The organism is Shimia sp. (assembly GCF_022448905.1).
GTDB lineage: Bacteria > Pseudomonadota > Alphaproteobacteria > Rhodobacterales > Rhodobacteraceae > Shimia.
In genome coordinates, this window is the sequence record NZ_JAKVCW010000005.1 from 205,294 (window position 1) to 226,476 (window position 21,183).

The following is a 21,183-nucleotide window of genomic DNA, read 5'->3' on the forward strand; positions in this document are numbered from 1 at the left end:
GCGAAACGCAGATTGTCCCAACAAAAGGTGAAAAATGCAGGCCGCAACCACGGTTCTGAGCGATGTTTTTGGCTTTGACGCCTTCCGCCCGGGACAAGAAGACATCGTGGAAGCTGTCACGCGCGGTGACAATGTGTTGGCGATCATGCCAACCGGCGGCGGCAAGTCCCTTTGTTATCAATTGCCTGCCCTCATCCGCGGCGGCGTCACCGTTGTGATCTCGCCGCTGATAGCGTTGATGCGCGACCAGGTACGTGCCCTGCGTGAGGCAGGGGTCGAAGCCGGCGCGTTGACGTCGGGCAATACCGAAGAAGAAACCGCACAGGTATGGGACGCTATCGATGCAGGCCGCCTCAAGCTGCTTTACATCGCGCCAGAACGGTTGGCGTCCGGCGCCGCGCTGGGCATGTTGCGCCAAATAGGCGTGGGCCTGATTGCGGTGGATGAAGCCCATTGTGTGAGCCAATGGGGGCATGATTTCCGGCCGGACTACCTGCGTATTGGCGAGCTGCAACGGGCGCTCGACGTACCAATCGCTGCCTTCACAGCCACAGCAGATGCCGAGACACGCGACGAGATTGTTGAGCGTTTGTTTGGTGGAGTCGCGCCAGAGACCTTTCTGCACGGCTTTGATCGTCCGAACCTGCACTTGGCCTTTGCCGCTAAGGACAATCCCCGAAAGCAGATCCTGCAGTTCGCCGCTGCCCGCAAAGGGCAGTCCGGCATTGTCTATTGCGGCACTCGGGCCAAGACGGAAACCCTCGCCAAAGCGCTGCGAGACGAGGGCCATTTGGCCTTGCACTATCACGGCGGTATGGATCCGCAGGAACGTCGTGACACCGAAGTGCGGTTCCAGCGCGAGGACGGGTTGATTGTTGTCGCTACCGTGGCCTTTGGCATGGGGGTGGATAAGCCAGATATTCGTTGGGTTGCCCATGCGGATTTGCCCAAGTCGATTGAGGCCTATTACCAAGAGATTGGCCGCGCTGGGCGGGATGGCGCGCCGGCGGAAACCCTCACTTTATTCGGCCCTGACGACATTCGGTTACGTCGTTCTCAAATTGATGAAGGTCTTGCGCCGCCTGAACGTCGCGCGGCGGATCATGCCCGCCTCAACGCGTTGCTTGGTTTGGCCGAGGCTTTGGAATGCCGCCGTGCGAACCTCTTGCAATACTTCGGAGAAACTGAGGTCACCTGCGGGAAATGCGACCTCTGTGATACGCCGCCTGAGGTGTTTGATGGCACGGAGGCGGTGCGCAAAGCGCTTTCGGCTATTCTACGCACCGGCGAATGGTTTGGCACCGGTCACTTGATCGACATCCTGCTTGGCAATGAGACCGACAAAGTGCGCGAGCGCGGGCATGATGTGCTGCCGACCTATGGCGTTGGCAAGGAATATGACAAACGCCAATGGCAGGCTGTGTTCCGCCAGATGATGGGGCACGATTTGGTGCGTCCCAACCCGGAACGCCATGGCGCGCTTATGATGACCGAACGGGCGCGGCCCGTGTTGCGGGATGAGGAAACCGTCAAGCTTCGCCGTGATACCATCCGCACTACCTCACGCCGTCCTGCGGCCAAAACCCTGGTCAGCGAAGAAAACGCGCCGCTCATGTCCGCACTGAAAGCCAAACGCCGCGCCTTGGCCGAAGCGGCGAAAGTTCCCGCCTATGTGATCTTCCCGGACCGCACGCTCGCAGAGATGGCCGAGGTGCGTCCAGGTAATCTGGACGACATGGCGCGTGTGAACGGTGTGGGCGCCAAGAAACTGGCGAACTACGGCGATGCTTTTCTGGAGGTTATCAACGGGGAAGCGGAGCAAATGCACCCAAGCCGCCGCAAAATCGCCGGCCGACAGGATGCGGACCTCTACGACCAACTGTTGGAAGCGCAATCCAATCTGCTGCGTGGCCCAGAGGGTATCGACAAACCGATGAGTTGTTCCGCAGGGATGTTGGCCAAAGTTGCCAGCACCAAGCCGCGGGATGCGCAAGCGATGGAGCGCTTGCTTGGGGATCGCCGTGCCGAACGTTTTGGGGATGCCTTTCTGGAAATCCTCCGCGACGCCAACTAGATAGACTTCAAACAGAAGGACCGCCAAATGCTTGTTGTGATTTCGCCCGCCAAACGTCTGAACTGGGATCCTGTTGAGGGCCCAATGACGGAGCCCGCGTTTCAGGAAGATGCCGTGCGTTTGGCCAAGACGGCACGCAATCTGACGCTTGCCGATCTGCGCAAACTGATGGACCTGAGCCCGGACCTGGCGAAACTCAACCGCGATCGGTTCAAGGCCTTTGAGGACGCTCCATCAGCAGACCTCACCCGCCCTGCGGTGCATGCCTTCGCGGGCGACACTTATGTTGGCTTGGATGCGGCCAGCCTTGAAGCGGACGAGATGACCTGGGCACAAGATCACTTGCGGATATTGTCGGGTCTCTACGGGATACTGCGCCCATTAGATGCGATGCAGGCCTATCGTCTGGAAATGGGTAGCCGCCTGAAAACGCGTCGCGGCAAGTCGCTTTATGAGTATTGGCGTCAGGCCCCTGCCAAAGCGTTGCGCGCGCAGGCGGAAGAGTTGAACACGGACACATTGGTCAACTGTGCCAGCCAAGAATACTTCGGCGCCGTTGATTTGAAAGCGCTAAAGCTGCGCGTCATCACACCGGTGTTCATGGAAGAGCGAAACGGCGAGGCCAAGATCGTCTCTTTCTTTGCCAAAAAGGCACGGGGTAGCATGGCGCGTTACGTCATCCATAATCGCCTGACAGAGGCGGAGGGGCTCAAGGATTTTGACTACGGCGGCTATCGGTTCCAGCCGGACCTGTCAGAAGGTGACCGCTGGGTGTTTCTGCGCGATTACCCGGAGGCTTGAAGCGGCAGCTCTTCAGGCTCGGGGAACGGGTCCACAGTCTCGCCGGTATAGACTTCGGCGATCACCTTGAAGATTTCCTTCTTGCGCAATGGTTTGGTGAGGTACCTGTCCAAACCGTGTGACAAGATGTGTTCCTCATCGCCGTCATTGGCCAAGGCAGTCAGTGCGATAATCGGCACATGGCCCTTGGTGGCCTCTTCCAATTCGCGAATTTTCTGCGTGGCCTCGGTGCCATCCATACGCGGCATGGAGATATCCATAAAGATCAGGTCTGGCGCGTAGGACTTGAACTTCTCCACCGCTTCGACGCCGTCGTGGGCAAACTCAAGATCAATGTTCAGTGACTTAAGCAGTTTTTCCAACACCAGGCGGTTCGTCTTGTTGTCCTCAGCGGACAACACACGCATGCGCCGTTTGGTTGGTTTGCTGCGCTGGGAGGCCCCGGCGTTTGCGGCTTTGGCAATGCCGAGGTTCAACTCGGCGCGCGAGCCCGGTTTCTGCAAAATCGCTTTCACCAGCGAGTCCTTTTCCATGCCGGCAAAGACCTTCAAATCACTGGTCAGCGCCAGGATCGGCGTGGTGACTTCCATTTTTTGCAGCTCGGTGCTCAATTCGCGGGCGTTGATGCCGGTCGGGGTGTGGTCCGCCAGAATCAAATCTACATGTGGTGCCAGCAACAGCACCTGGGTTTGATCTGTGCAAATGGTCACTGTCGCGCCCATCTGTTCCAACTGTTTGTGCAGCAGGTCGCTGTTCACTTCCACGTCGGAGGCCACCAAAATGTGCTGGACACTGTCAGGAAGCGGAATTGGCAGCTGTTCGCAGTCTTCCTCAATCGGCATAGAGAGACGGAATCCAAAAGAGGTGCCTTCTCCTACAACAGAATCCACCCAGATTTCGCCGGACATCAGACCTACGAGTTGTTTGGTCAGCGCCAGCCCAAGTCCTGTGCCCTCGAACTCACGGTTCTGGCTAGTGTCGACCTGATTGAATTCGCCAAAGATGTGGTCGAGTTTTTCTTCCGGGATGCCAATGCCCGTGTCTTGCACGGTCACATGGATTACCGCTTCAGAGCCATCATTGGTGATCACACCAACAACCTGCACCTGTACATGCCCGTGATGGGTGAACTTCACGCCATTGCCCACAAGATGGGTCAAGATCTGTCGCATACGCCCGATGTCGCCGACAAATTTCGTGGGCAGGAACAGGTCGTAATCCACCAACAGTTCCACGCCTTTTTCTCGCGCGGAAACCTGGTGCAGCGTCATGACTTCATGGATGCAACGCTCCAGATCAAACGGCTCGGTCCGCAGACCAACGTTTTCGGCGCCTAGCTTAGAGTAGTCGAGCACGTCGTTGATGATGGAGAGCAGCGCCTCGCCTGAGTTTTTGATGGTGGAGGCAAACAGACGTTGTTCTTCGCTCAACGTGGTGTCCATCAACAGGCTGGCCATACCCACCACACCGTTCATTGGCGTGCGCAATTCGTGGCTCATATTTGCAAGGAAGGCGGATTTGGCCTTGCTGGCGGCCTCTGCTTCTTGACGGGCACGCTGAAGTTCCGCTTCTTTGCGCACGGACTCAGTAATGTTCATCGCGAGGCTGGCACGGTCTTCGCCCTGATCACGCTGGTCGATCAGCTTCAGGAATTCCTCGTTCCACAGGCGCACAATCACCGGCTCCGGTTCATCGTCGTGCCAGCGCTGTTCCATCATGTTGCACCAGTCATCGGGCGATGTGTCTTCCAACACAAACAGCCCCTCATGGGCCGCAAACTCCATGATTTCCTGATAGCTGATGCCGGGCTTGATGCGGTCGGCACCTTCAAAAATGGCCAGATACGCCGGGTTGGCGGCGATCATTTTGCCTTTGGCATCAAAAAAAGCGAAACCATCCCGAATCGTGGCGATGGAATGCCAAAGCCGCTGTTCCGCCTTGTCCGCACGCTCTTTGGCGGTTTCCAGCTCGTTGCGGACTTTCTTGTTTTCCTTGACGACGGTCTGGTATTCGGCGCGTGTTTCGACGATTTCATTAGACAATTGCGCAGCATGTTTGCCCAGCTTGCGGTTGGCTGCATAAAGCTCGCGCTTTTTCAGCTCCAGCAAGCGTTCGGCTGCCAAACGTGCCCGTCTTTCGTCCGCAAGTTTTTGCGCCAGCGACATACGCCGATCCCTAAATCGTCCAATCCGTTGTCCGTCGTTCTCTCAAATGTCCATGAATATCTGCTTAATCGGATAGGCTGCATTTGCTGAATCTCTTATCGTTGCCAAGTCCGTGGCCCCCATGGCACCATTGCGTCATTGATTGATGGAGAAGCCTAATGTTTCGCATTTTTGTGGCTGCAATTTTGACTGTTTGTTCTGGTGTGGCATATGCCGAAGACGCTTTTGTGCCTGATCGCCGCATCGTCGTGAGTCGCGACGTTGATTTCTATGGATCGGACCTGCAAAACCTGTTTGATACGACCTACGATGCCTGCATTACGGCCTGTTTGGCCAATCAGGATTGTGTGGCGTTCACCTTCAATCAAAAATCCAACGCCTGTTTCCCGAAATCAGCGATCAGTGACCGTCAGCCCTATGAAGGTGCCTTGTCTGCGGAAGTGTTTGAAACGCCCCGCGGAACGCATTTCTTGGCTGCTGGGCGCGCGGAAGATTTGACGTTTTTGAGAAAGTCGGACTTTGACCGCGCCAAGGATCTGGCCACCAATATCGGACGGTATCATGCGGGCGGTCCTTGGACCGTGCAGGCGATGCTTGACGCTGCGCAAGAGCGCCGCGCTGAAGGCAACAATCTGAGCGCTATGAGATGGACGGGTGGCGCCTTGGCAAAATCAGACCGCAGTGACCTGTGGCACGAATACGCGCGCCTGAACGCTAACTTAAAAAGTGACAAGTCTTCAGAAACCCGGACCTTTCGCGAACGCGCTTTCCTTGGCAGTATCAATGCTTACTTGCGTGCTGAAGATCGGGCTGAGCGCGTGAATGCTCTGATTTTGATGGCGGATCAACTGGAAGAGCAAGAACGCGGTAAAGCAGTTCTGCGCAGCTTACGGCTTGCAGAGTCGATCCAGCCTCGGACCGATGTTGCACAACGTTTGGACGCGGCGATCGGCAAATACGGGTTCCGTGTATCTGAGCATGTTGTGGATAGCGATTTTGAAGAGCCGCGGTTTTGCGCGGAGTTCAATGAACCGCTGATCAAAGCCGGGCAGGATTACGCGCCGTTTGTAAAGCTCCCAACCTCACAAATGGCTATAAGCGTTGAAGAGCGCCGTATTTGTGTTGACGGCCTCACACATGGGCAGCGCCTTGAGGTAACTTTCCGCGCAGGTCTGCCCGCACAAAGTGGCGAAACGCTGATCAAGGACATCACGCTCAATGCGTATGTGCGCGACCGCAGCCCAAGCTTGGCCTTTGGAGGGCGGGCCTATGTTTTGCCGCGCAGCCAGGATGCGGGGCTGCCAATTGAGACCGTCAATCTGAATGAGGTGGACCTGACCTTGCAGCGCGTGAATGACCGCAACATTCTGCGCGCCATTCAGGACAGCTATTTTGGGCAACCTCTAAGCTACTGGCAGGTCGATGATTTTGCCCGCGATGTGGCAGAAACCATCTGGACGGGGACCGGAGAAGTTCAAAATACACTGAACCAGACCGTGACAACCCGCCTGCCGATGGCGGAATTGGTCGCAGGCCAACCGGCCGGCGTCTACGCGTTGACCGCTGACCTTCCTGGGGCGGACAAATACGACGAAACGTCCGCGACACAGTGGTTCTTGCTGTCTGACATTGGCCTAACCAGCCTGAACGGCACCGACGGCTTGCACGCCTTTGTACGCCGCTTGTCGGATGCGACCGCCATAGATCAGGCCAAGGTGTCGCTGATTTCTCGGGCCAATCGCGTTTTGGGAACGGTTTCCAGCGATGCAGAGGGTTACGCGCGGTTTGATGCGGGTTTGACACGGGGCACGGGCGCGCAAGCGCCTGCGTTGTTACTTGTGGAAACGGGAGAGGATTTTACGTTCCTGTCCCTAACGGACCCTGCTTTTGATCTGTCTGACCGAGGTGTTGAGGGGCGCCCGGCCGCACCGCCAATTGATCTCTTTGTAGCAACGGATCGTGGTGCCTACCGCGCAGGCGAGACCATCCATGTGACAGCTTTAGCTCGCGGGCCCGTGGCCGAAGCCCTGCCGTCTTTGCCAGTGACAGCCATTCTGACCCGTCCCGATGGCGTGGAATACAGCCGCGAGGTGTCCACTGCAGGTGTGGCTGGTGGTCATGTGTTTGACATGCCTCTTGGCGCAACCGTGCCACGTGGCCGCTGGACGTTGGAGTTTAAGTCCGACCTGGAGGCCCCAGCTTTGGCCACAGCCAAGGTGTTGGTCGAGGATTTCCTGCCAGAACGCATCGATTTTGAGATGACGCCGCCAAGTGGGCCTTTGACCGAGGATGATCCCGCGCCGCTTGAACTCGAAGCGCGGTATTTGTTTGGCGCGCCAGCGGCGGACTTGAGTGTCGAAGGGCAGCTCACTCTGCGGGCGCAGTCCGAGATTGAAGGGTATGAAGGCTATCGCTTTGGCCGATATGACCAGCCGTTCTATGGTCAAACCGAGTATTTTTATGGCGATGTGACAGATGCCGAAGGCCGCGCGGATATCTTCCTGCCGCTTCCATCTCAAGATGCGGCAGGGCGCGCGCTGTCGGCGGACATCACAATGCGTGTGCTTGAAGGCTCTGGCCGCCCAGTGGAGCGCCGTTTGTCTCATCCGGTGGCCGCGCAAACCGCGCTGATCGGGATCAAGCCGCAATTTGACGAAGATGTAGTGCCGGAAGGGGGAACAGCTCGGTTTGAATTGTTGGCCTTGGCATCCGACCTGTCGCGCACGCAGATGCCGGTGCAATGGACCGTCAACCGTGTGGAAACGCGCTATCAGTGGTACCAATTGGGGGGCAGCTGGGAGTGGGAACCAACCACGCGCCGCACAGCTGTGGCCAGTGGATCTGCAACGCTGGGTGACGCTGTTGTGGAAGTTGCTACACAGGTGGATTGGGGCCGCTACGAAATTGTGGTGGAACAGACCGGCGGCGATTTTGTGTCTAGCGCCGTTGAGTTCTACGCGGGGTGGTATGCGCCGGTGGATGCGAGCGAAACCCCGGACACGCTGGAACTGTCGTTGGACAAAGACATGTTCCGCAGTGGCGATACTGCCCAGCTGCGTCTGGTGCCGCGTTTTGCAGGAACGGCGCTTATCTCTGTTATGTCCAACCGGTTGATTTCGATGCAGGCCGTGGAAGTTAGTGAAGGCGAAAATCTGATCCCGCTGACCGTCACGGATGAATGGGGGGCAGGCGCATATGTAACTGCGTCGGTGATCCGGCCGTCAGATGTGCCAGCTGGCAAGAACCCGGCGCGGGCATTGGGGCTCAGCTACGCAAAGGTAGATCCGGGCGCCAAGCAGCTGTCGGTTGACCTCATTGCTCCGGCGCAAATTGCGCCGCGAGGACCGCTGGATGTGTCGCTCAATGTGGATGGTGTTGCCGAAGGCGAAACAGCTTTTGTGACTTTGGCCGCTGTGGATGTGGGCATCCTCAACTTGACAAGCTTTGAGAGCCCCGATCCGTCCGAGCATTACTTTGGCCAACGTCGATTGGGGATGGAAATTCGCGACATTTATGGACGCCTGATCAATGGCATGACCGGCTCCATGGGGGCTTTGCGGTCTGGCGGTGATGCCAATGCCGGGTCCAGTTTTGACTCGCCGCCGCCGACAGAAGAGCTTGTGGCCTATTTCCAAGGTCCCATCGAAGTTGGCGCTGATGGCACGGCACAGGTGCAGTTCGACATTCCGGAGTTCAATGGCGCCGTGCGACTGATGGCCGTGGCCTGGTCCGCAACCGGCGTAGGGCAAGCTGAACAAGAGGTGCTTGTGCGCGATCCAGTTGTGGTGACAGCCAGCTTGCCGCGGTTCTTGGCTCCGGGTGACGAAAGCCGTCTTTTGTTGGAGTTTGTGCATGCCGAAGGTCCCTCCGGGCGCATGGGTTTGGATGTGGTGGCGAGTGACGGTGTGACACTGGCGACGGATGCAGTCCCGTCCGGTTTGACATTGGAAGACCTGGGCTCTGCCCGTTTGTCCGTGCCACTTGTGGCGCAAGATGTTGGTGACCACAGCATTGACGTCGCGCTGACGACGCCGGACGGAAAACTGCTCACCAAGAAACTTGTGCTGCCGGTTCGAGACAACGACCCAGCCATAAGCGAAACCCGTCAGGTGGTGTTGGCGGCAGGCGAAAGCCTCACGTTAGGCTCTGATCTGTTTGCGGATTTGCGGCCAGGCACAGCCGAGGCGGTCTTGTCGTCCGGAGCGTTGGCACGGTTTGACGCGCCGGGTTTGATGCGGGCATTGGATCGCTATCCGTACGGCTGCACCGAGCAAGTCGCGTCCCAAACTCTGCCGCTCTTGTATTTCGAGGATGTGGCCGATGCTCTCGGATTGGCGGCAAGCCAGACATTGGACAGCCGGATTGCCGACGCCATCGAGCTGGTGCTCACCCGTCAGTCCAGCAACGGGGCCTTTGGCCTCTGGCAGCCAGCGTCGGGTGATTTCTGGTTGGATGCCTATGTGAGCGATTTCCTGTCTCGTGCAAAGGCAAAGGGGCATGCGGTGCCCGAGTTGGCCTTTATGCAGGCCATGAATAACCTGCGCAATCGCGTGAACTATGCGCCGGACTTTGACAAAGGTGGCGAGGACTTGGCCTATGCGCTGATGGTTCTGGCCCGTGAAGGCGCGGCGAACATGGGCGACTTGCGCTACTACGCTGATGTAAAAGCGGAGGCCTTTGCCACACCTTTGGCCGCGGCACAACTTGGCGCAGCTCTAGGCTTTTACGGCGATCAGACCCGTGCCGACTTCATGTTTCGACAGTCCGCGCGGCTGATTGAGGGACAATCGCAGAGCAACGAGAGCCCATTGTGGCGTGTCGATTACGGCACCAACCTGCGTGACGCCGCTGGTGCATTGACGCTGGCCGTTGAGGCGGGCAGTGAAGCGGTGGATCGCAATGCCCTGCTGACACGGGTGACGGCGCCGGGGCGTGATCTTTCTACGCAGGAATCGGTGTGGTCGCTTATGGCAGCACATGCTCTGATTGACGACGCCGGGTCCAATACGCTGAGTCTGAACGGCGCGGCTTTGGATGGGCCGTTGTTGGAGCGTGTGCCGGACAGCGCCTTGACCTCTGATTTTGCATTGAAAAATGAAGGAAATGCGCCGCAACCGGTTACGGTCACCACCGTTGGTGTGCCGACGTACAAAATCCAGAGCGGCGGCTATGGGTACCAGCTGTCGCGCCAGTATTTCACCATGGAAGGCGTAGAGGTCACCGGCGCGCAGGTGGCGACGGGCGACCGTTTTGTCACCGTGCTGACCGTTACGCCGTCCAGCAAAGTTGGCGCGCGGTTGATGGTAAATGATCCGCTGCCAGCAGGGTTTGAGATCGACAATCCAAACTTGCTCTCGAGTGGCGATGTGCGGGCTTTGGACTGGCTGCAACCCACCTATGCCGAGCACAGCGAGTTCCGCTCCGATCGGTTCCTGGCTGCTGTGGATTGGCAATCAGATCAACCCTTTAGATTGGCCTACATTGTACGCGCGGTGTCGCCGGGTGCGTATCATCATCCGGCTGCGTCAGTGGAAGATATGTATCGTCCACAATACCGTGCCAACACCGATGCGACCCGTCTGATCGTGACCGAGTAACATGCGGTTTGCGCCATTTGTCCTTGTCGCTGCGCTGCTTTTAGCAGCCGCAACGCGGGATGGCGTGGACCGGTGGGTGGCAGAGACTGAGCTGCCAGATCTGTTGATCGACACCTCGGTAGAAGTGGTTGATCGCGATGGGAAACTGCTGCGGGCTTATACAGTGGACGACGGCCTGTGGCGCATGGGCAGTGGTCTGGAAGCTGTTGATCCTGGTTATATCGACATGCTGGTGGCCTATGAAGATGGGCGCTTTTGGTCTCATGCCGGTGTGGACCCTTGGGCGGTTGTGCGGGCCGTGGGGCAAGCGGTTTGGCATGGGGAGGTAATCTCTGGTGGATCGACGTTGACCATGCAGGTTGCGCGGTTGCTCGAGGATTCCGGCACCGGAGCGTGGCAAGGCAAGTTGCGGCAGGTGCGGGTGGCCTTGGCGTTGGAGAAAGCTCTGAGCAAAGAGGAAATTCTTGCACTTTATCTGTCCCATGCGCCGTTTGGTGGGAACCTGGAAGGAGTACGCGCGGCAACCTTGGCGTGGTTTGGCAAAGAGCCGTATCGGTTGACGCCCGCGCAGTCTGCGCTGTTGGTTGCCTTGCCACAAAGCCCCAACGGACGGCGGCCTGATCGGCATCCCAAAGCCGCAGCAGAGGCACGGGAGCGCGTGTTGCAACGTGCTGTGATTGCTGGGATTTTGACCAAAGACGCTGCGTCGGCGGCTAGAACGACATCGGTGCCAAATCAGCGGCGGGCGTTTCAGAGCTTTGCGCCGCATATGGCGGACCGCGCTGTGGCGCAGCGGCCAGAGGCGGTTGTGCATCATGTGACGTTGTCGCGTGATCTGCAAATCTCGCTAGAAGCGCTTGCGGCCAAGGCCTTGCGAGGTCTGGAGGATCGCGTATCGATTGCCATGGTTGTGGCGGATCATTACAGCGGGGAGATTCTCGCGTCCGTGGGATCGGCCGGGTTTTCTGGTGGAGACCATCGGCAAGGATTTGTCGATATGACACAGGCCAAGCGCTCGCCGGGATCCACTCTTAAGCCATTGGTCTATGGGCTTTCTTTTGATCAAGGTCTGGCGCATCCGGAGACCTTGATCACCGATGCGCCGGTGCGGTTTGGGACCTATGCACCGCAGAATTTTGACGGGCGCTTCCGGGGGGAGTTGCGGGTGCGAGAGGCTTTGGCGCAGTCGCTGAATTTGCCGGTGGTTTTGCTAACGGATGAAATTGGACCGGCCAATTTGATGGCAGCTATGCGCAAGGCAGGGGCGGCGCCGGAGGTGCCTGGTGGTGTGGCTGGATTGGCTGTCGCGCTGGGGGGCGTGGGGTTGTCGCTGGAAGAGTTGGTGCAGCTATATGCTGTGATCCCGCAAGGTGGATTGGCGCAGAAGTTGCGCTGGCGGTTGGATGAAGAAACCTCAATAAAGCAAAGGGTTATGAGCCGATCGGCGGCGTGGCATTTGGGGGATATCTTGTCCGGGATAGCCCCGCCAAAAGGGGCGGCGCGCAATGGGTTAGCGTATAAAACCGGGACGTCCTATGGGCACCGGGATACTTGGGCGATTGGATTTGATGGTCAGCATGTGGCCGGGGTCTGGATTGGGCGGCCGGACGGGACGCCGGTGCCGGGGGCCTTTGGGGCAGAAATCGCCGCGCCGGTATTGTTTGAGGTGTTTCAGCGCATTGCGCCGGAGTTGACTCCACTCGGCCCTCCGCCGCCCGAGACATTGATTGTCAGCACGGGCCAACTGCCTGCACCGCTTCGGAAATTTCGCGGTCGCAATGCGCTGTTTGAGAAGTCTGAAGATGCGCTGGCGGTGGCGTTTCCGCCGGATGGGGCGACCTTGGAGGGCGGCAACAGCGAGGTCATTCTGAAAGTCAAAAACGGTGCCTTGCCCTTCACCGTGTTGGCCAATGGCGCGCCGATTGTGCAGCAAAGTCGGTTGCGGGAAATGGCGGTGCCGTTGGCTGGAAAAGGCAGTGCAACGGTGACGGTGATTGACGCCAAAGGGGCGTCGGATCGGGTCACATTTTGGGTGGATTAACCACTGGTTTTGCACGTCGGTATTGCGTCGGTATCGCGACTGTTTTGCGGAGGTGCGCCATTTGACGGGGCCAAAGGCGTTAACCTTTGGCCCTGAGGGCTTCGCGGCCAGTTAGATGCGCTCAATCGCGATGGCGATGCCCTGACCGCCGCCGATGCACATGGTGATAAGACCTTTTGAGCCGCCGGTGCGCTCCAGCTCATACATGGCTTTCACCGTGATGATCGCGCCGGTTGCGCCCACTGGGTGGCCCAGTGCAATCGCGCCGCCGTTCGGGTTCACTTTGGCGGGATCAAGGCCGAGGCCTTTGTTCACGGCAATCGCTTGGGCTGCGAAGGCCTCGTTGGACTCGATGACGTCAAAGTCGGCAATGCGTAGGCCGGTTTTGGTCAGCAGGTTTTCCACCGCAGGCACCGGGCCAATGCCCATGACCTCTGGGCGGACGCCAGCGTGGGCGTACCCCAACACGCGGAACTTCGGCGTTAGGCCAGCTTTATCGGCCGCTTCGGCGCGGGCCATGACGATGGCGGCGGCACCGTCGTTGATGCCCGAGGCGTTGCCTGCGGTCACGCGACCGTCTTTCTTGAACACGGCGCGCAGTTTGCCGAGGCTCTCCATGGTGGAGGCAGTAGGGTGTTCGTCACGGGCAAAGGGCACCATGTCGCGCTTCACTTTGACCTCAACCGGCACAATCTGCTCGTCGAAGTAGCCAGCCTCGATGGCCGCGGCGGCGCGTTCTTGGGAGGCCAGCGCAAAGGCATCCATGTCTTCGCGGGTGACATCGTTTTCATCAGCGACGTTTTCAGCGGTGATGCCCATATGTCCGGTGCCAAACGGACAGTTCAGCGCCCCCAGCATCATGTCCAGCGTTTTGACGTCACCCATTTTCTGGCCCCAGCGTTGGGACTGCATGATGTAGGGGCTGCGTGACATGTTTTCTGCGCCGCCAGCGACGGCAAAATCCGCATCGCCCAACATCAGGGACTGGGTGGCGGAGACAATCGCCTGTGCACCGGAACCACAAAGGCGGTTCGCGTTCATGGCTGGGGTGGTGTCCGGAATGCCGACCTGCATCGCGGCCACGCGTGATAGGTACATGTCACGTGGTTCGGTGTTGATCACGTGACCAAAGACCACGTGGCCGATTTGACCACCTTCCACGCCGGCGCTTTCCATGGCCGCCTTGGTGACGGTGGCGCCAAGATCAATGGGGGCGGTGTTGGCAAGGGATCCACCAAAGGTGCCAATGGCGGTGCGTGCGCCGCCGAGAATTACGATGTCCGACATCTGTCGTCTCCTCCTGAAATCGTGTTGGCCACAGTATGCAGGCGCAGCATCGGCGAGTCAGGTGGAACGGTGCGTCACAGTTTTATTGCCCGTAGTCTTACGGAGGTGTGTTTCGCGGTTCGATTGACAAAAGGAGGTAAGTTCCCGCATTTGGGGGCATGAGTAACGATCTGCCGATCTTGGAACTTTTGCCCGCACGGTTGCGGGAGGCCCGCCGTGCGCAAGGGCTGTCGCTGGACGCGGTGGCAAAGCTCTCTGGCGTGAGCCGCTCGATGGTGAGCCAGATTGAGCGTGGCGAAAGCAGCCCGACAATTGCCACCCTGTGGAACCTGACGCGGGCCTTGCAGGTGGATTTTGCCGGTCTGCTGGATGCACAGGCGGGGGACAAGGTGGATGTGCTGCGCGCGTCCGATGTGCCACGTTTTGACAATATGGGACATCTTTGCCTCATTCGGATTCTGTCGCCCCCCGAAGATGTTGGGGGGCATGAGGTCTATGACATCTCCTTTGAGGCAGGGGGCAGCCTAAAAAGCGCGCCGCACACCCGTGGGGCGACGGAGCAGCTGACCGTGCTGTCCGGTGCCGTATCGGTGACAAGCGGGACAGCTGTGCAGGACTTGGCGGAAGGCGACACCGCGCGCTATGCGGCGGATGTGGCCCATGCGATTGAGGCAACAGAGCCTGCGCGGGTGTTTCTGATTGTGAAGAACGCTTAGCGGAAAGTGCTGCGCCTGACCCTGGGTGGGCGCTGTCGCATCGCTAGACACTGGCTTGAATCGAAGATCAATCACACGATTTGTTTTGTTCCCAAGGTAGCAGTGCGCCCTCCCGTGGGGAGGGTCGGGCGCAGCACGGGCTTACAGCCCGCGCTAAAGGGCGGGTTACTCTTCTGTTTAGGGTGTATCTTAAATTTCGGATTTTTGTCCGTTATAATGAATTTCCCTCTTCACGGACATAAATCCGTTATGGTAGATGGTCGTCCATCATTATGGAGAACCCCATGTCTGACGCTTTCTTGACCGACATCCGCGACACGCTCACCACCATTGAGGCCGAGGGGCTGATGAAGAGAGAGCGCATGATCACGTCGCCCCAAGGCGGCGAAATTCAGGTGGGAGATCGGGCGGTCATCAACCTGTGCGCCAACAATTACCTTGGGCTCGCGGACAACCCAGCGCTGATTGCAGCTGCAAAGGACGCCATGGACCCGCGTGGGTTTGGTATGGCCTCGGTGCGGTTTATCTGCGGCACACAGGACATTCACCGCGCGTTGGAGCAGAAGCTGGCGCGCTTTCTGGGCAAAGACGACTCAATCCTGTTTGCCGCTTGTTTTGACGCCAATGGCGGGTTGTTTGAGCCGCTGTTGACCAAAGAAGACGCGATTGTGTCGGACAGTCTGAACCACGCGTCGATCATTGATGGCATCCGCCTGTGTAAGGCCAAGCGCTATCGCTATGCCAACAACGATATGGCGGATTTGGAAGCGATGTTGCAGCACGCACGCAACGAGGGCGCGCGGCATATTATGATTGCCACGGACGGGGTGTTTTCGATGGATGGTTATCTGGCGAACCTGCCGGAGATCACGCGGTTGGCCAAGAAATACGATGCGGTGGTGATGGTGGATGATTGTCACGCCACTGGATTTATGGGGCCAAACGGCGCTGGCACACCGGATCACTTTGGCGTCGACGTTGATATCCTGACCGGCACCTTGGGCAAGGCGCTGGGCGGGGCGATTGGCGGCTATATTGCCGGGCCGCAGCCGGTGATCGATCTGTTGCGCCAACGGGCGCGGCCATATCTGTTTTCCAACTCCTTGCCGCCCAGCATTGTGGCGGCGGGATTGGAAGCGATCCGTTTGGTCGAAGAGGGCGCCGAGGACCGGGCGCGGTTGCGCGAGAATGCGCAGTATTGGCGGGCAGGGTTGGAGAAGCTGGGGTTTGAGATCTTGCCAGGGGAGCATCCGATCATTCCGGTGATGTTAGGCGAGGCGACCTTGGCGCAGGAGATGGCGGCGAAGCTGTTTGAGGAAGGGGTCTATGTGTCGGGCTTCTTCTTCCCGGTGGTGCCGCGTGGACAAGCGCGGATCCGCACGCAGATGAATGCCGCCCTGACGCGGGATGAGCTGGACCGGGCACTGGCGGCCTTTGGCAAGGTGGGCAAGGTGCTGGGGATTGTCTCATGAGCAAACCCAACACGATGACCGCGCTGGAGAAATCCAAGCCCGAGGAGGGGCTGTGGATGGTGCAGGCGCCGGTGCCTGAGATTGGGCCGGACGAGGTGCTGATCAAGGTCAACAAGACCGGGATTTGTGGCACGGACATTCACATTTGGAACTGGGACGACTGGGCCAGCGCAACAGTGCCGGTGCCGATGATCACGGGCCATGAGTTTGCCGGTGAGATTGTCGAGATGGGCCGCAATGTGGATGGGCTCAGCATAGGCCAGCGCTGTTCCGGTGAAGGGCATGTGGTGGGCCATGAGAGCCGTCAGGCGCGGGCGGGAAAGTTTCATCTCGATCCCGGCACGCGCGGGATTGGGGTGAACGTACAGGGGGCGTTTGCGCAGTATTTGCGGCTGCCCGCGTTTAATGTGGTGCCTTTGCCGGATGACATTCCCGATGAGATTGGCGCGATTTTGGACCCGCTGGGCAATGCCGTGCACACGGCCTTGAGCTTTGATTTGCTGGGCGAAGATGTGCTGATCACCGGTGCGGGACCCATCGGGATTATGGCGGCGGCAGTGGTGAAACATGCGGGGGCGCGGCATGTGGTAATCACGGACATCAATCCAGACCGGCTGGCGTTGGCGGAGCATGTGGTGCCCAATGCGCGGGTGGTGAATGTCGCCAATGAAGACCTCAACGACGTGATGCATGAGCTGGGGCTCAAAGAAGGGTTTGATGTGGGCCTTGAGATGAGCGGCTCGCAAGCGGCGCTGGATCAGATGGTCGAAGCGCTGGTGATGGGGGGCAAGATTGCGCTTCTGGGCATTCCGCCGGGCAAATCGCCGGTGGATTGGTCGCGGATTGTGTTTAAAGCGATCACGATCAAAGGGGTCTATGGTCGCGAAATGTTTGAGACCTGGTACAAGATGATTGCGATGTTGCAAAACGGCTTGGACGTTAGCCGGGTGATCACCCATCAGATGCCAGTAGGCGATTTTAAAGAGGGCTTTGCGGCGATGAACAGCGGCAAGTCGGGCAAGGTTGTGCTGGATTGGACCACCTGAGGGGGCTTTGCCCCCGTCCCATCGGGGATGGGACTCCCCCAGGATATTTGGGGAAGGAGAAGAGTGGGCGGCTGTCTGTGCTGTGGTCAGTCGTCTCGGCGTTTGTCTAAGAAGGCGCGGATTTCTTCGAGCAGCGGCAGGGCTTCGGCAATGCGTTCTGGCGGGAAGTGTTCCGCCACATCCATCAGGTCTGGGCCAAGTGCGGTGATGGCATCCTCTCGGAATTGCCGCCCTGCTTTTGTCAGCATGACACATTTGGAGCGCGCGTCTTTGGGATTGGGCTCCAGTGTGATCAACCCGGCTTTGCTGAGGCCAGACAGGGTGTGGGTCAGAGAGGTTTTGGGCACCTGAAGCGCAGTGGCGATGTCCATTGGCGTGCGCCCGTCGCCCAATCGTGTCAGGTGATTGAGCACAGTGAAATGAGACACCAGAAACCCGTCCGGCAGACGGGTTTCAAACAGGCGGCTTGAGAGCTGATTGATAATCCCCACTTCGTTGAAGAAGCGAAAAATAGTTGGGATTGTCTGCTCAGGTTTGGGCAATCTTTGCCTCCAATGGCCAACGTGGACTCGGCGCCACCTGGGGACCGTATCCGATACGTCCCAGCATTTGAACCGTTCCGCCGTTTGGCGCAAGGCGGTTGTGAATGGTCTGATAGGGGCTGTCCATTTCGGGGTATTCTTGCAGCACCTGGCTCAGCGGCTGCAGGCCGAGGCCAAGGGCGGTTGTGGCCAGATTGACCCGTACCCAGCTTTGACCAGCGATGATTTGATCCTGCCGGGTGTTGGTTTCCGTAACCAGCCAAACATGCCCCATGGCGGTGTCGGTGTTGGCAAAGACGGCGTCGAGACCGGATTTATAGGCTGTAGAGGTGGTGTCCGTCACAGTTTCGCGGGTGAACAGGCCGGTGAGGTGTAGCGTTTCAAACAGAGGGCCGGAGAAGTCGATGCCATCGGGATTGGCGTTGACCTCGCGATGGCCAATGCGGAACAGATCCACGCTTTCCTGATAAGTGTGGGGTGTTTCGACCTCGATCTGAAGCGCGGTGTGGGTGAGGTCCCGCAGTTCTGCGACGTCTTGAGCATCCACGGAACCGCCAAACTGTACGCCATGGCCAACTGCACTGGCCAGTTGAGCCAACGCGTCGGGCATGACGGCACGGGAGGTGTCAAACGGCTCCTTGTTGGAGCGGCGGGCCATAACGTATTGGAACAGCGGATCGGGTTTTTGACTGGCGTCTTTGGTGAAGACCGCATGGGCGATGGGGCGTGTGTCCAAATGAGAGTCGTTTTGACCTTCGGGGAAGAGCGTGAGGTCAATGCCATAGCCGTCTTGCGCGGCGGCCATGCGCATAATCTCAAGGAAGCACCCCAACCCAATGGTGATTTGGCGGTTCAGCGGATCGGTTTCGGGCAGCAGCTTGGTCAGATCGGCAAACAGGGTGACTTCGCTGTCTTTGGAAAGATCTACGATCCATGGTTGGCGATTGTGCGGGTTGGGCGCCAGCAGCGCGAAGGACAGGGCTTTTTTGCGGGGGTCTGAGTAGGTTCCGGCCAAGTCCCAAGGCGCGAGGGCCTCCGAAGGGCTGCGGGTTACGGCATATCCGGTGGCGGCGGCTGCGGTGATGACACCGCCGCCAATCAGGGCGAGCGTTTTTCGACGGGTGATGTTCATAGGTGACCTCAGTTTGTGCGATATCGTACTAAGTAGTGCGAAATCGTACTAAGTCAAGCGGGGAGCCCGCCTAGGGGGTGTCGCGAAAGAAATTTAACAAGCGTACTATTGAAAAACGGGGGCAGCATTCCCATTTACGGATTGAGGAAAGGAGACACGGTCCCGCCTCCGAGAGGCCAAAGCCAAGGCGCTCGCCATCGCTCCGCAAAAGGAGACTTCTGACATGCTCTATGTGCTTTACGTTGCACTTGTGATTGCCCTGCCTGCGGCTCTGGGAGCCCAGATGGTGGCACGGAATATCAACCGCAAAGACCCCAGCGCCGGGTTCATGTTGCTTTTGTTGGCCGCGGTGCCGGCCTTTGGATTTGCGTTCTTTGCCCCGCAGGGCATCATCTCGCCGTTCCGGTTTGACATCGGTGCTCCTGGCGCCTTCGGACTTGGTGTTATTCTGGGCGCTGGAATGGGTGCTTTCCAGCGTTGGATGCCGCAGCGGGCGTAAGAGTTCTCGCGTAAAACGTGTGAGGTTGCTACAACGGTTCTGCGTTTCAGGAGGCAGGACATGGGTGTGATCCGACCGGCAACTTTGGCTGATCAAGAGCGGCTTTATGAGGTGGTTGTGCAAACCGGCGTGGCCGGTAAAGATGCAACGCCCCTGTATCAAGATCCTAAAATGCTCGGACATATTTACACGGCGCCTTACGTGGTTTTGGCGCCGGAGTTGGTGTTTCTCGCTGAGGTTGACGGGCAGGTCGAGGGCTATGTCTGTGGCGTGGTCGACAGCCAAGCCTATGAGGCGCGGCTTGAGGAGATATGGTGGCCCACTTTGCGGGGGAAATATCCGGCCCCTGATGTGGAGCAGCGGGCAGCGTGGTCCGAGGATGAGAAGCGGGCCGATTGGATTCACCATCCGGTGCCCACACCGGACTATGTGGTCGATCCATATCCGGCGCACATGCACATGAACTTGATGCCGGAAGCGCGCGGTGGCGGGTTGGGGCGGCGGCTGTTTGACACCTAGCTGACTGCGGCGCAGGCATTGGGTGTGGGGCCGGTGCATATTGGCGCGGACCCGAAGAATGACGGGGGTATCGCCTTTTGGCAAGCGATGGGATTTGAACGGTTGCGGCAGCCGGACGGAACGTTTGCGGAGAACACTTGTTGGATGGGGCGGCCTTAGAGCGTTTTTAAAGACCATTGGTAGATTGGGGATTTCACGTGGCTGCAAACTCAATGTTGGATGTGATTGGCGGGACGCCGTCCGTGTGGTTGGATCGCATGGTGGCGGCGCGAGGGCTTAATGGGCGTATTCTGGCGAAGCTGGATTATCTGAACCCGGGGTTTTCCAAGAAAGACCGGGCGGCCAAGGGTATTATTGAACGGGCGGTTGCGGATGGATCGTTGCGCCCGGGTCAGACCGTGGTGGAACTGACCAGCGGCAATATGGGTACGGGGTTGGCGATTGTCTGCGGGCTGATGGGCTTTCCATTTGTGGCGGTGATGAGCCGGGGCAACTCGGTGGAGCGGGCGCGGATGATGGCGGCGCTGGGCGCTGAGGTGGTTCTGGTGGATCAGTTGCCGGGATCGACGCTGGGGCAGGTGTCTGGCGCGGATTTGGCGGAGGTGGATCGCGTGGCGCGGGAGATTGTGGCGGCGCGTGGCGCGTTTCGAGCGGATCAGTTCCATCACGTAGGCAATGCGGCGGCGCATTATGAAACCACCGCCCCGGAAATTTGGGTGGACAGTGATGGCATGGTCACGGCGTTTGCGGATTTCGCGGGCTCGGGGGGGACGTATGGCGGGACCATTGCGGGGCTTCGGGCCAAGAACCCGGAGGTGCGCGGCTATTTGGTGGAGCCGGAGGGCGCGGCGGCTTTGGCTGGTGCAGAGGTCACCGCGCCGGATCATCCGATCCAGGGCGGGGGCTACAGCATGGCAGCGTTGGACTTCCTGCAAGATGTATCTGTTGACGGCTACCTGACCGTGGATGGCGAGACGGCGCGGGCTACGGCGCAGGCTTTGGCAAAGGAAGAGGGTGTCTTTGGTGGGTTCTCTGCCGGGGCCAATGTCGCTGCGGCGTTGCAGCTTTTGGCGGGGCCAGAGAAAGGCGGCGTTGTTGCGGTGGTGATCTGTGACAGCGGACTCAAATATCTGTCGACGGATTTGTGGGGCTAGGAGCCAGCACCTCTCGACGCTCAATAAATGTATCCAATATACATTGAATCAAGTTTTATTGGGGCCTGACGAGGGTCTTGTTTGCGCAAGCCGCTCCGCCTAGGGTGCATGTCGCAAAGTGAACATCTGTTCACTGCG

At 58.7% G+C, this 21,183-nt stretch carries 14 protein-coding genes; 10 read left to right on the top strand and 4 right to left on the bottom strand.

From position 1 onward, the window contains the following. Positions 1–34 precede the first annotated feature (34 nt). Both recQ and yaaA read left to right on the top strand, forming a co-directional pair. Positions 35–2,074: a DNA helicase RecQ gene (gene recQ / locus MK208_RS07850; protein WP_294115635.1), complete on the top strand. Its 2,040-nt coding sequence runs from the start codon at positions 35–37 to the stop codon at positions 2,072–2,074. 27 nt (positions 2,075–2,101) lie between these two features. Next, positions 2,102–2,875 (top strand): peroxide stress protein YaaA, encoded by a 774-nt coding sequence (gene yaaA / locus MK208_RS07855; RefSeq protein ID WP_294115639.1) that lies wholly within the window; start codon positions 2,102–2,104, stop codon positions 2,873–2,875. On the opposite strand, the gene MK208_RS07860 is transcribed toward yaaA, so the two are convergent. Then, the gene (locus tag MK208_RS07860) at positions 2,860–5,040 is read right to left on the bottom strand and encodes a response regulator (RefSeq protein ID WP_294115642.1); all 2,181 of its coding nucleotides are present in this window, start codon (positions 5,038–5,040) and stop codon (positions 2,860–2,862) included. The genes yaaA and MK208_RS07860 overlap by 16 nt on opposite strands. A 158-nt stretch (positions 5,041–5,198) precedes the next feature. On the opposite strand from MK208_RS07860, the gene MK208_RS07865 reads away from it, so the two are divergent. Next, positions 5,199–10,637 carry an alpha-2-macroglobulin family protein gene (locus tag MK208_RS07865; RefSeq protein WP_294115645.1) on the top strand — a complete coding sequence of 1,813 codons (5,439 nt, stop codon included), beginning with the start codon at positions 5,199–5,201 and terminating at the stop codon, positions 10,635–10,637. A 1-nt stretch (position 10,638) separates the two neighbouring features. After that, positions 10,639–12,678: a penicillin-binding protein 1C gene (pbpC, locus tag MK208_RS07870; protein WP_294115647.1), complete on the top strand. Its 2,040-nt coding sequence runs from the start codon at positions 10,639–10,641 to the stop codon at positions 12,676–12,678. A 111-nt stretch (positions 12,679–12,789) separates the two neighbouring features. Here the strand turns inward: pbpC and MK208_RS07875 are convergent, their stop codons facing one another. After that, the gene (locus MK208_RS07875) at positions 12,790–13,965 is read right to left on the bottom strand and encodes an acetyl-CoA C-acyltransferase family protein (RefSeq protein WP_294115649.1); all 1,176 of its coding nucleotides are present in this window, start codon (positions 13,963–13,965) and stop codon (positions 12,790–12,792) included. A gap of 158 nt (positions 13,966–14,123) precedes the next feature. Here MK208_RS07875 and MK208_RS07880 point away from each other — a divergent pair, with 158 nt between their 5' ends. The 3 genes from MK208_RS07880 to tdh all read left to right on the top strand — a co-directional run bounded on the left by MK208_RS07880 (position 14,124) and on the right by tdh (position 17,199). Continuing rightward, positions 14,124–14,681, top strand: coding sequence for an XRE family transcriptional regulator (locus MK208_RS07880; protein ID WP_294115651.1), 558 nt, complete (start codon positions 14,124–14,126; stop codon positions 14,679–14,681). Between the two features lie 284 nt (positions 14,682–14,965). Continuing rightward, entirely contained in the window at positions 14,966–16,153 is a 1,188-nt protein-coding gene (locus tag MK208_RS07885; protein WP_294115653.1) for a glycine C-acetyltransferase, read from the top strand. A 14-nt stretch (positions 16,154–16,167) separates the two neighbouring features. Then, on the top strand, positions 16,168–17,199 hold the full coding sequence (tdh, locus tag MK208_RS07890; RefSeq protein ID WP_294115795.1) for an L-threonine 3-dehydrogenase: 1,032 nt from the start codon (positions 16,168–16,170) through the stop codon (positions 17,197–17,199). Between the two features lie 86 nt (positions 17,200–17,285). Here tdh and MK208_RS07895 read toward each other — a convergent pair whose 3' ends face one another. After that, positions 17,286–17,741 carry a MarR family winged helix-turn-helix transcriptional regulator gene (locus MK208_RS07895; RefSeq protein ID WP_294115655.1) on the bottom strand — a complete coding sequence of 152 codons (456 nt, stop codon included), beginning with the start codon at positions 17,739–17,741 and terminating at the stop codon, positions 17,286–17,288. After that, positions 17,728–18,873: a twin-arginine translocation pathway signal protein gene (locus MK208_RS07900; RefSeq protein ID WP_294115658.1), complete on the bottom strand. Its 1,146-nt coding sequence runs from the start codon at positions 18,871–18,873 to the stop codon at positions 17,728–17,730. The genes MK208_RS07895 and MK208_RS07900 overlap by 14 nt, the downstream gene beginning before the upstream one ends. Before the next feature lie 223 nt (positions 18,874–19,096). On the opposite strand from MK208_RS07900, the gene MK208_RS07905 reads away from it, so the two are divergent. The 3 genes from MK208_RS07905 to MK208_RS07915 all read left to right on the top strand — a co-directional run bounded on the left by MK208_RS07905 (position 19,097) and on the right by MK208_RS07915 (position 21,045). Then, positions 19,097–19,372, top strand: a complete 276-nt coding sequence (locus tag MK208_RS07905) for a hypothetical protein (RefSeq protein WP_294115660.1) — start codon at positions 19,097–19,099, stop codon at positions 19,370–19,372. Between the two features lie 60 nt (positions 19,373–19,432). Further along, positions 19,433–19,891: a GNAT family N-acetyltransferase gene (locus MK208_RS07910; protein WP_294115662.1), complete on the top strand. Its 459-nt coding sequence runs from the start codon at positions 19,433–19,435 to the stop codon at positions 19,889–19,891. 197 nt (positions 19,892–20,088) lie between these two features. Continuing rightward, positions 20,089–21,045: a cysteine synthase family protein gene (locus MK208_RS07915; RefSeq protein WP_294115664.1), complete on the top strand. Its 957-nt coding sequence runs from the start codon at positions 20,089–20,091 to the stop codon at positions 21,043–21,045. Positions 21,046–21,183 lie beyond the last annotated feature (138 nt).

Coding starts and splice junctions, on each gene's coding strand:
- recQ (WP_294115635.1), top strand. CDS start 35: ATGCAGGCCGCAACCACGGTTCTGAGCGATGTTTTTGGCTTTGACGCC.
- yaaA (WP_294115639.1), top strand. CDS start 2,102: ATGCTTGTTGTGATTTCGCCCGCCAAACGTCTGAACTGGGATCCTGTT.
- MK208_RS07860 (WP_294115642.1), bottom strand. CDS start 5,040: ATGTCGCTGGCGCAAAAACTTGCGGACGAAAGACGGGCACGTTTGGCA.
- MK208_RS07865 (WP_294115645.1), top strand. CDS start 5,199: ATGTTTCGCATTTTTGTGGCTGCAATTTTGACTGTTTGTTCTGGTGTG.
- pbpC (WP_294115647.1), top strand. CDS start 10,639: ATGCGGTTTGCGCCATTTGTCCTTGTCGCTGCGCTGCTTTTAGCAGCC.
- MK208_RS07875 (WP_294115649.1), bottom strand. CDS start 13,965: ATGTCGGACATCGTAATTCTCGGCGGCGCACGCACCGCCATTGGCACC.
- MK208_RS07880 (WP_294115651.1), top strand. CDS start 14,124: ATGAGTAACGATCTGCCGATCTTGGAACTTTTGCCCGCACGGTTGCGG.
- MK208_RS07885 (WP_294115653.1), top strand. CDS start 14,966: ATGTCTGACGCTTTCTTGACCGACATCCGCGACACGCTCACCACCATT.
- tdh (WP_294115795.1), top strand. CDS start 16,168: ATGACCGCGCTGGAGAAATCCAAGCCCGAGGAGGGGCTGTGGATGGTG.
- MK208_RS07900 (WP_294115658.1), bottom strand. CDS start 18,873: ATGAACATCACCCGTCGAAAAACGCTCGCCCTGATTGGCGGCGGTGTC.
- MK208_RS07905 (WP_294115660.1), top strand. CDS start 19,097: ATGCTCTATGTGCTTTACGTTGCACTTGTGATTGCCCTGCCTGCGGCT.
- MK208_RS07910 (WP_294115662.1), top strand. CDS start 19,433: ATGGGTGTGATCCGACCGGCAACTTTGGCTGATCAAGAGCGGCTTTAT.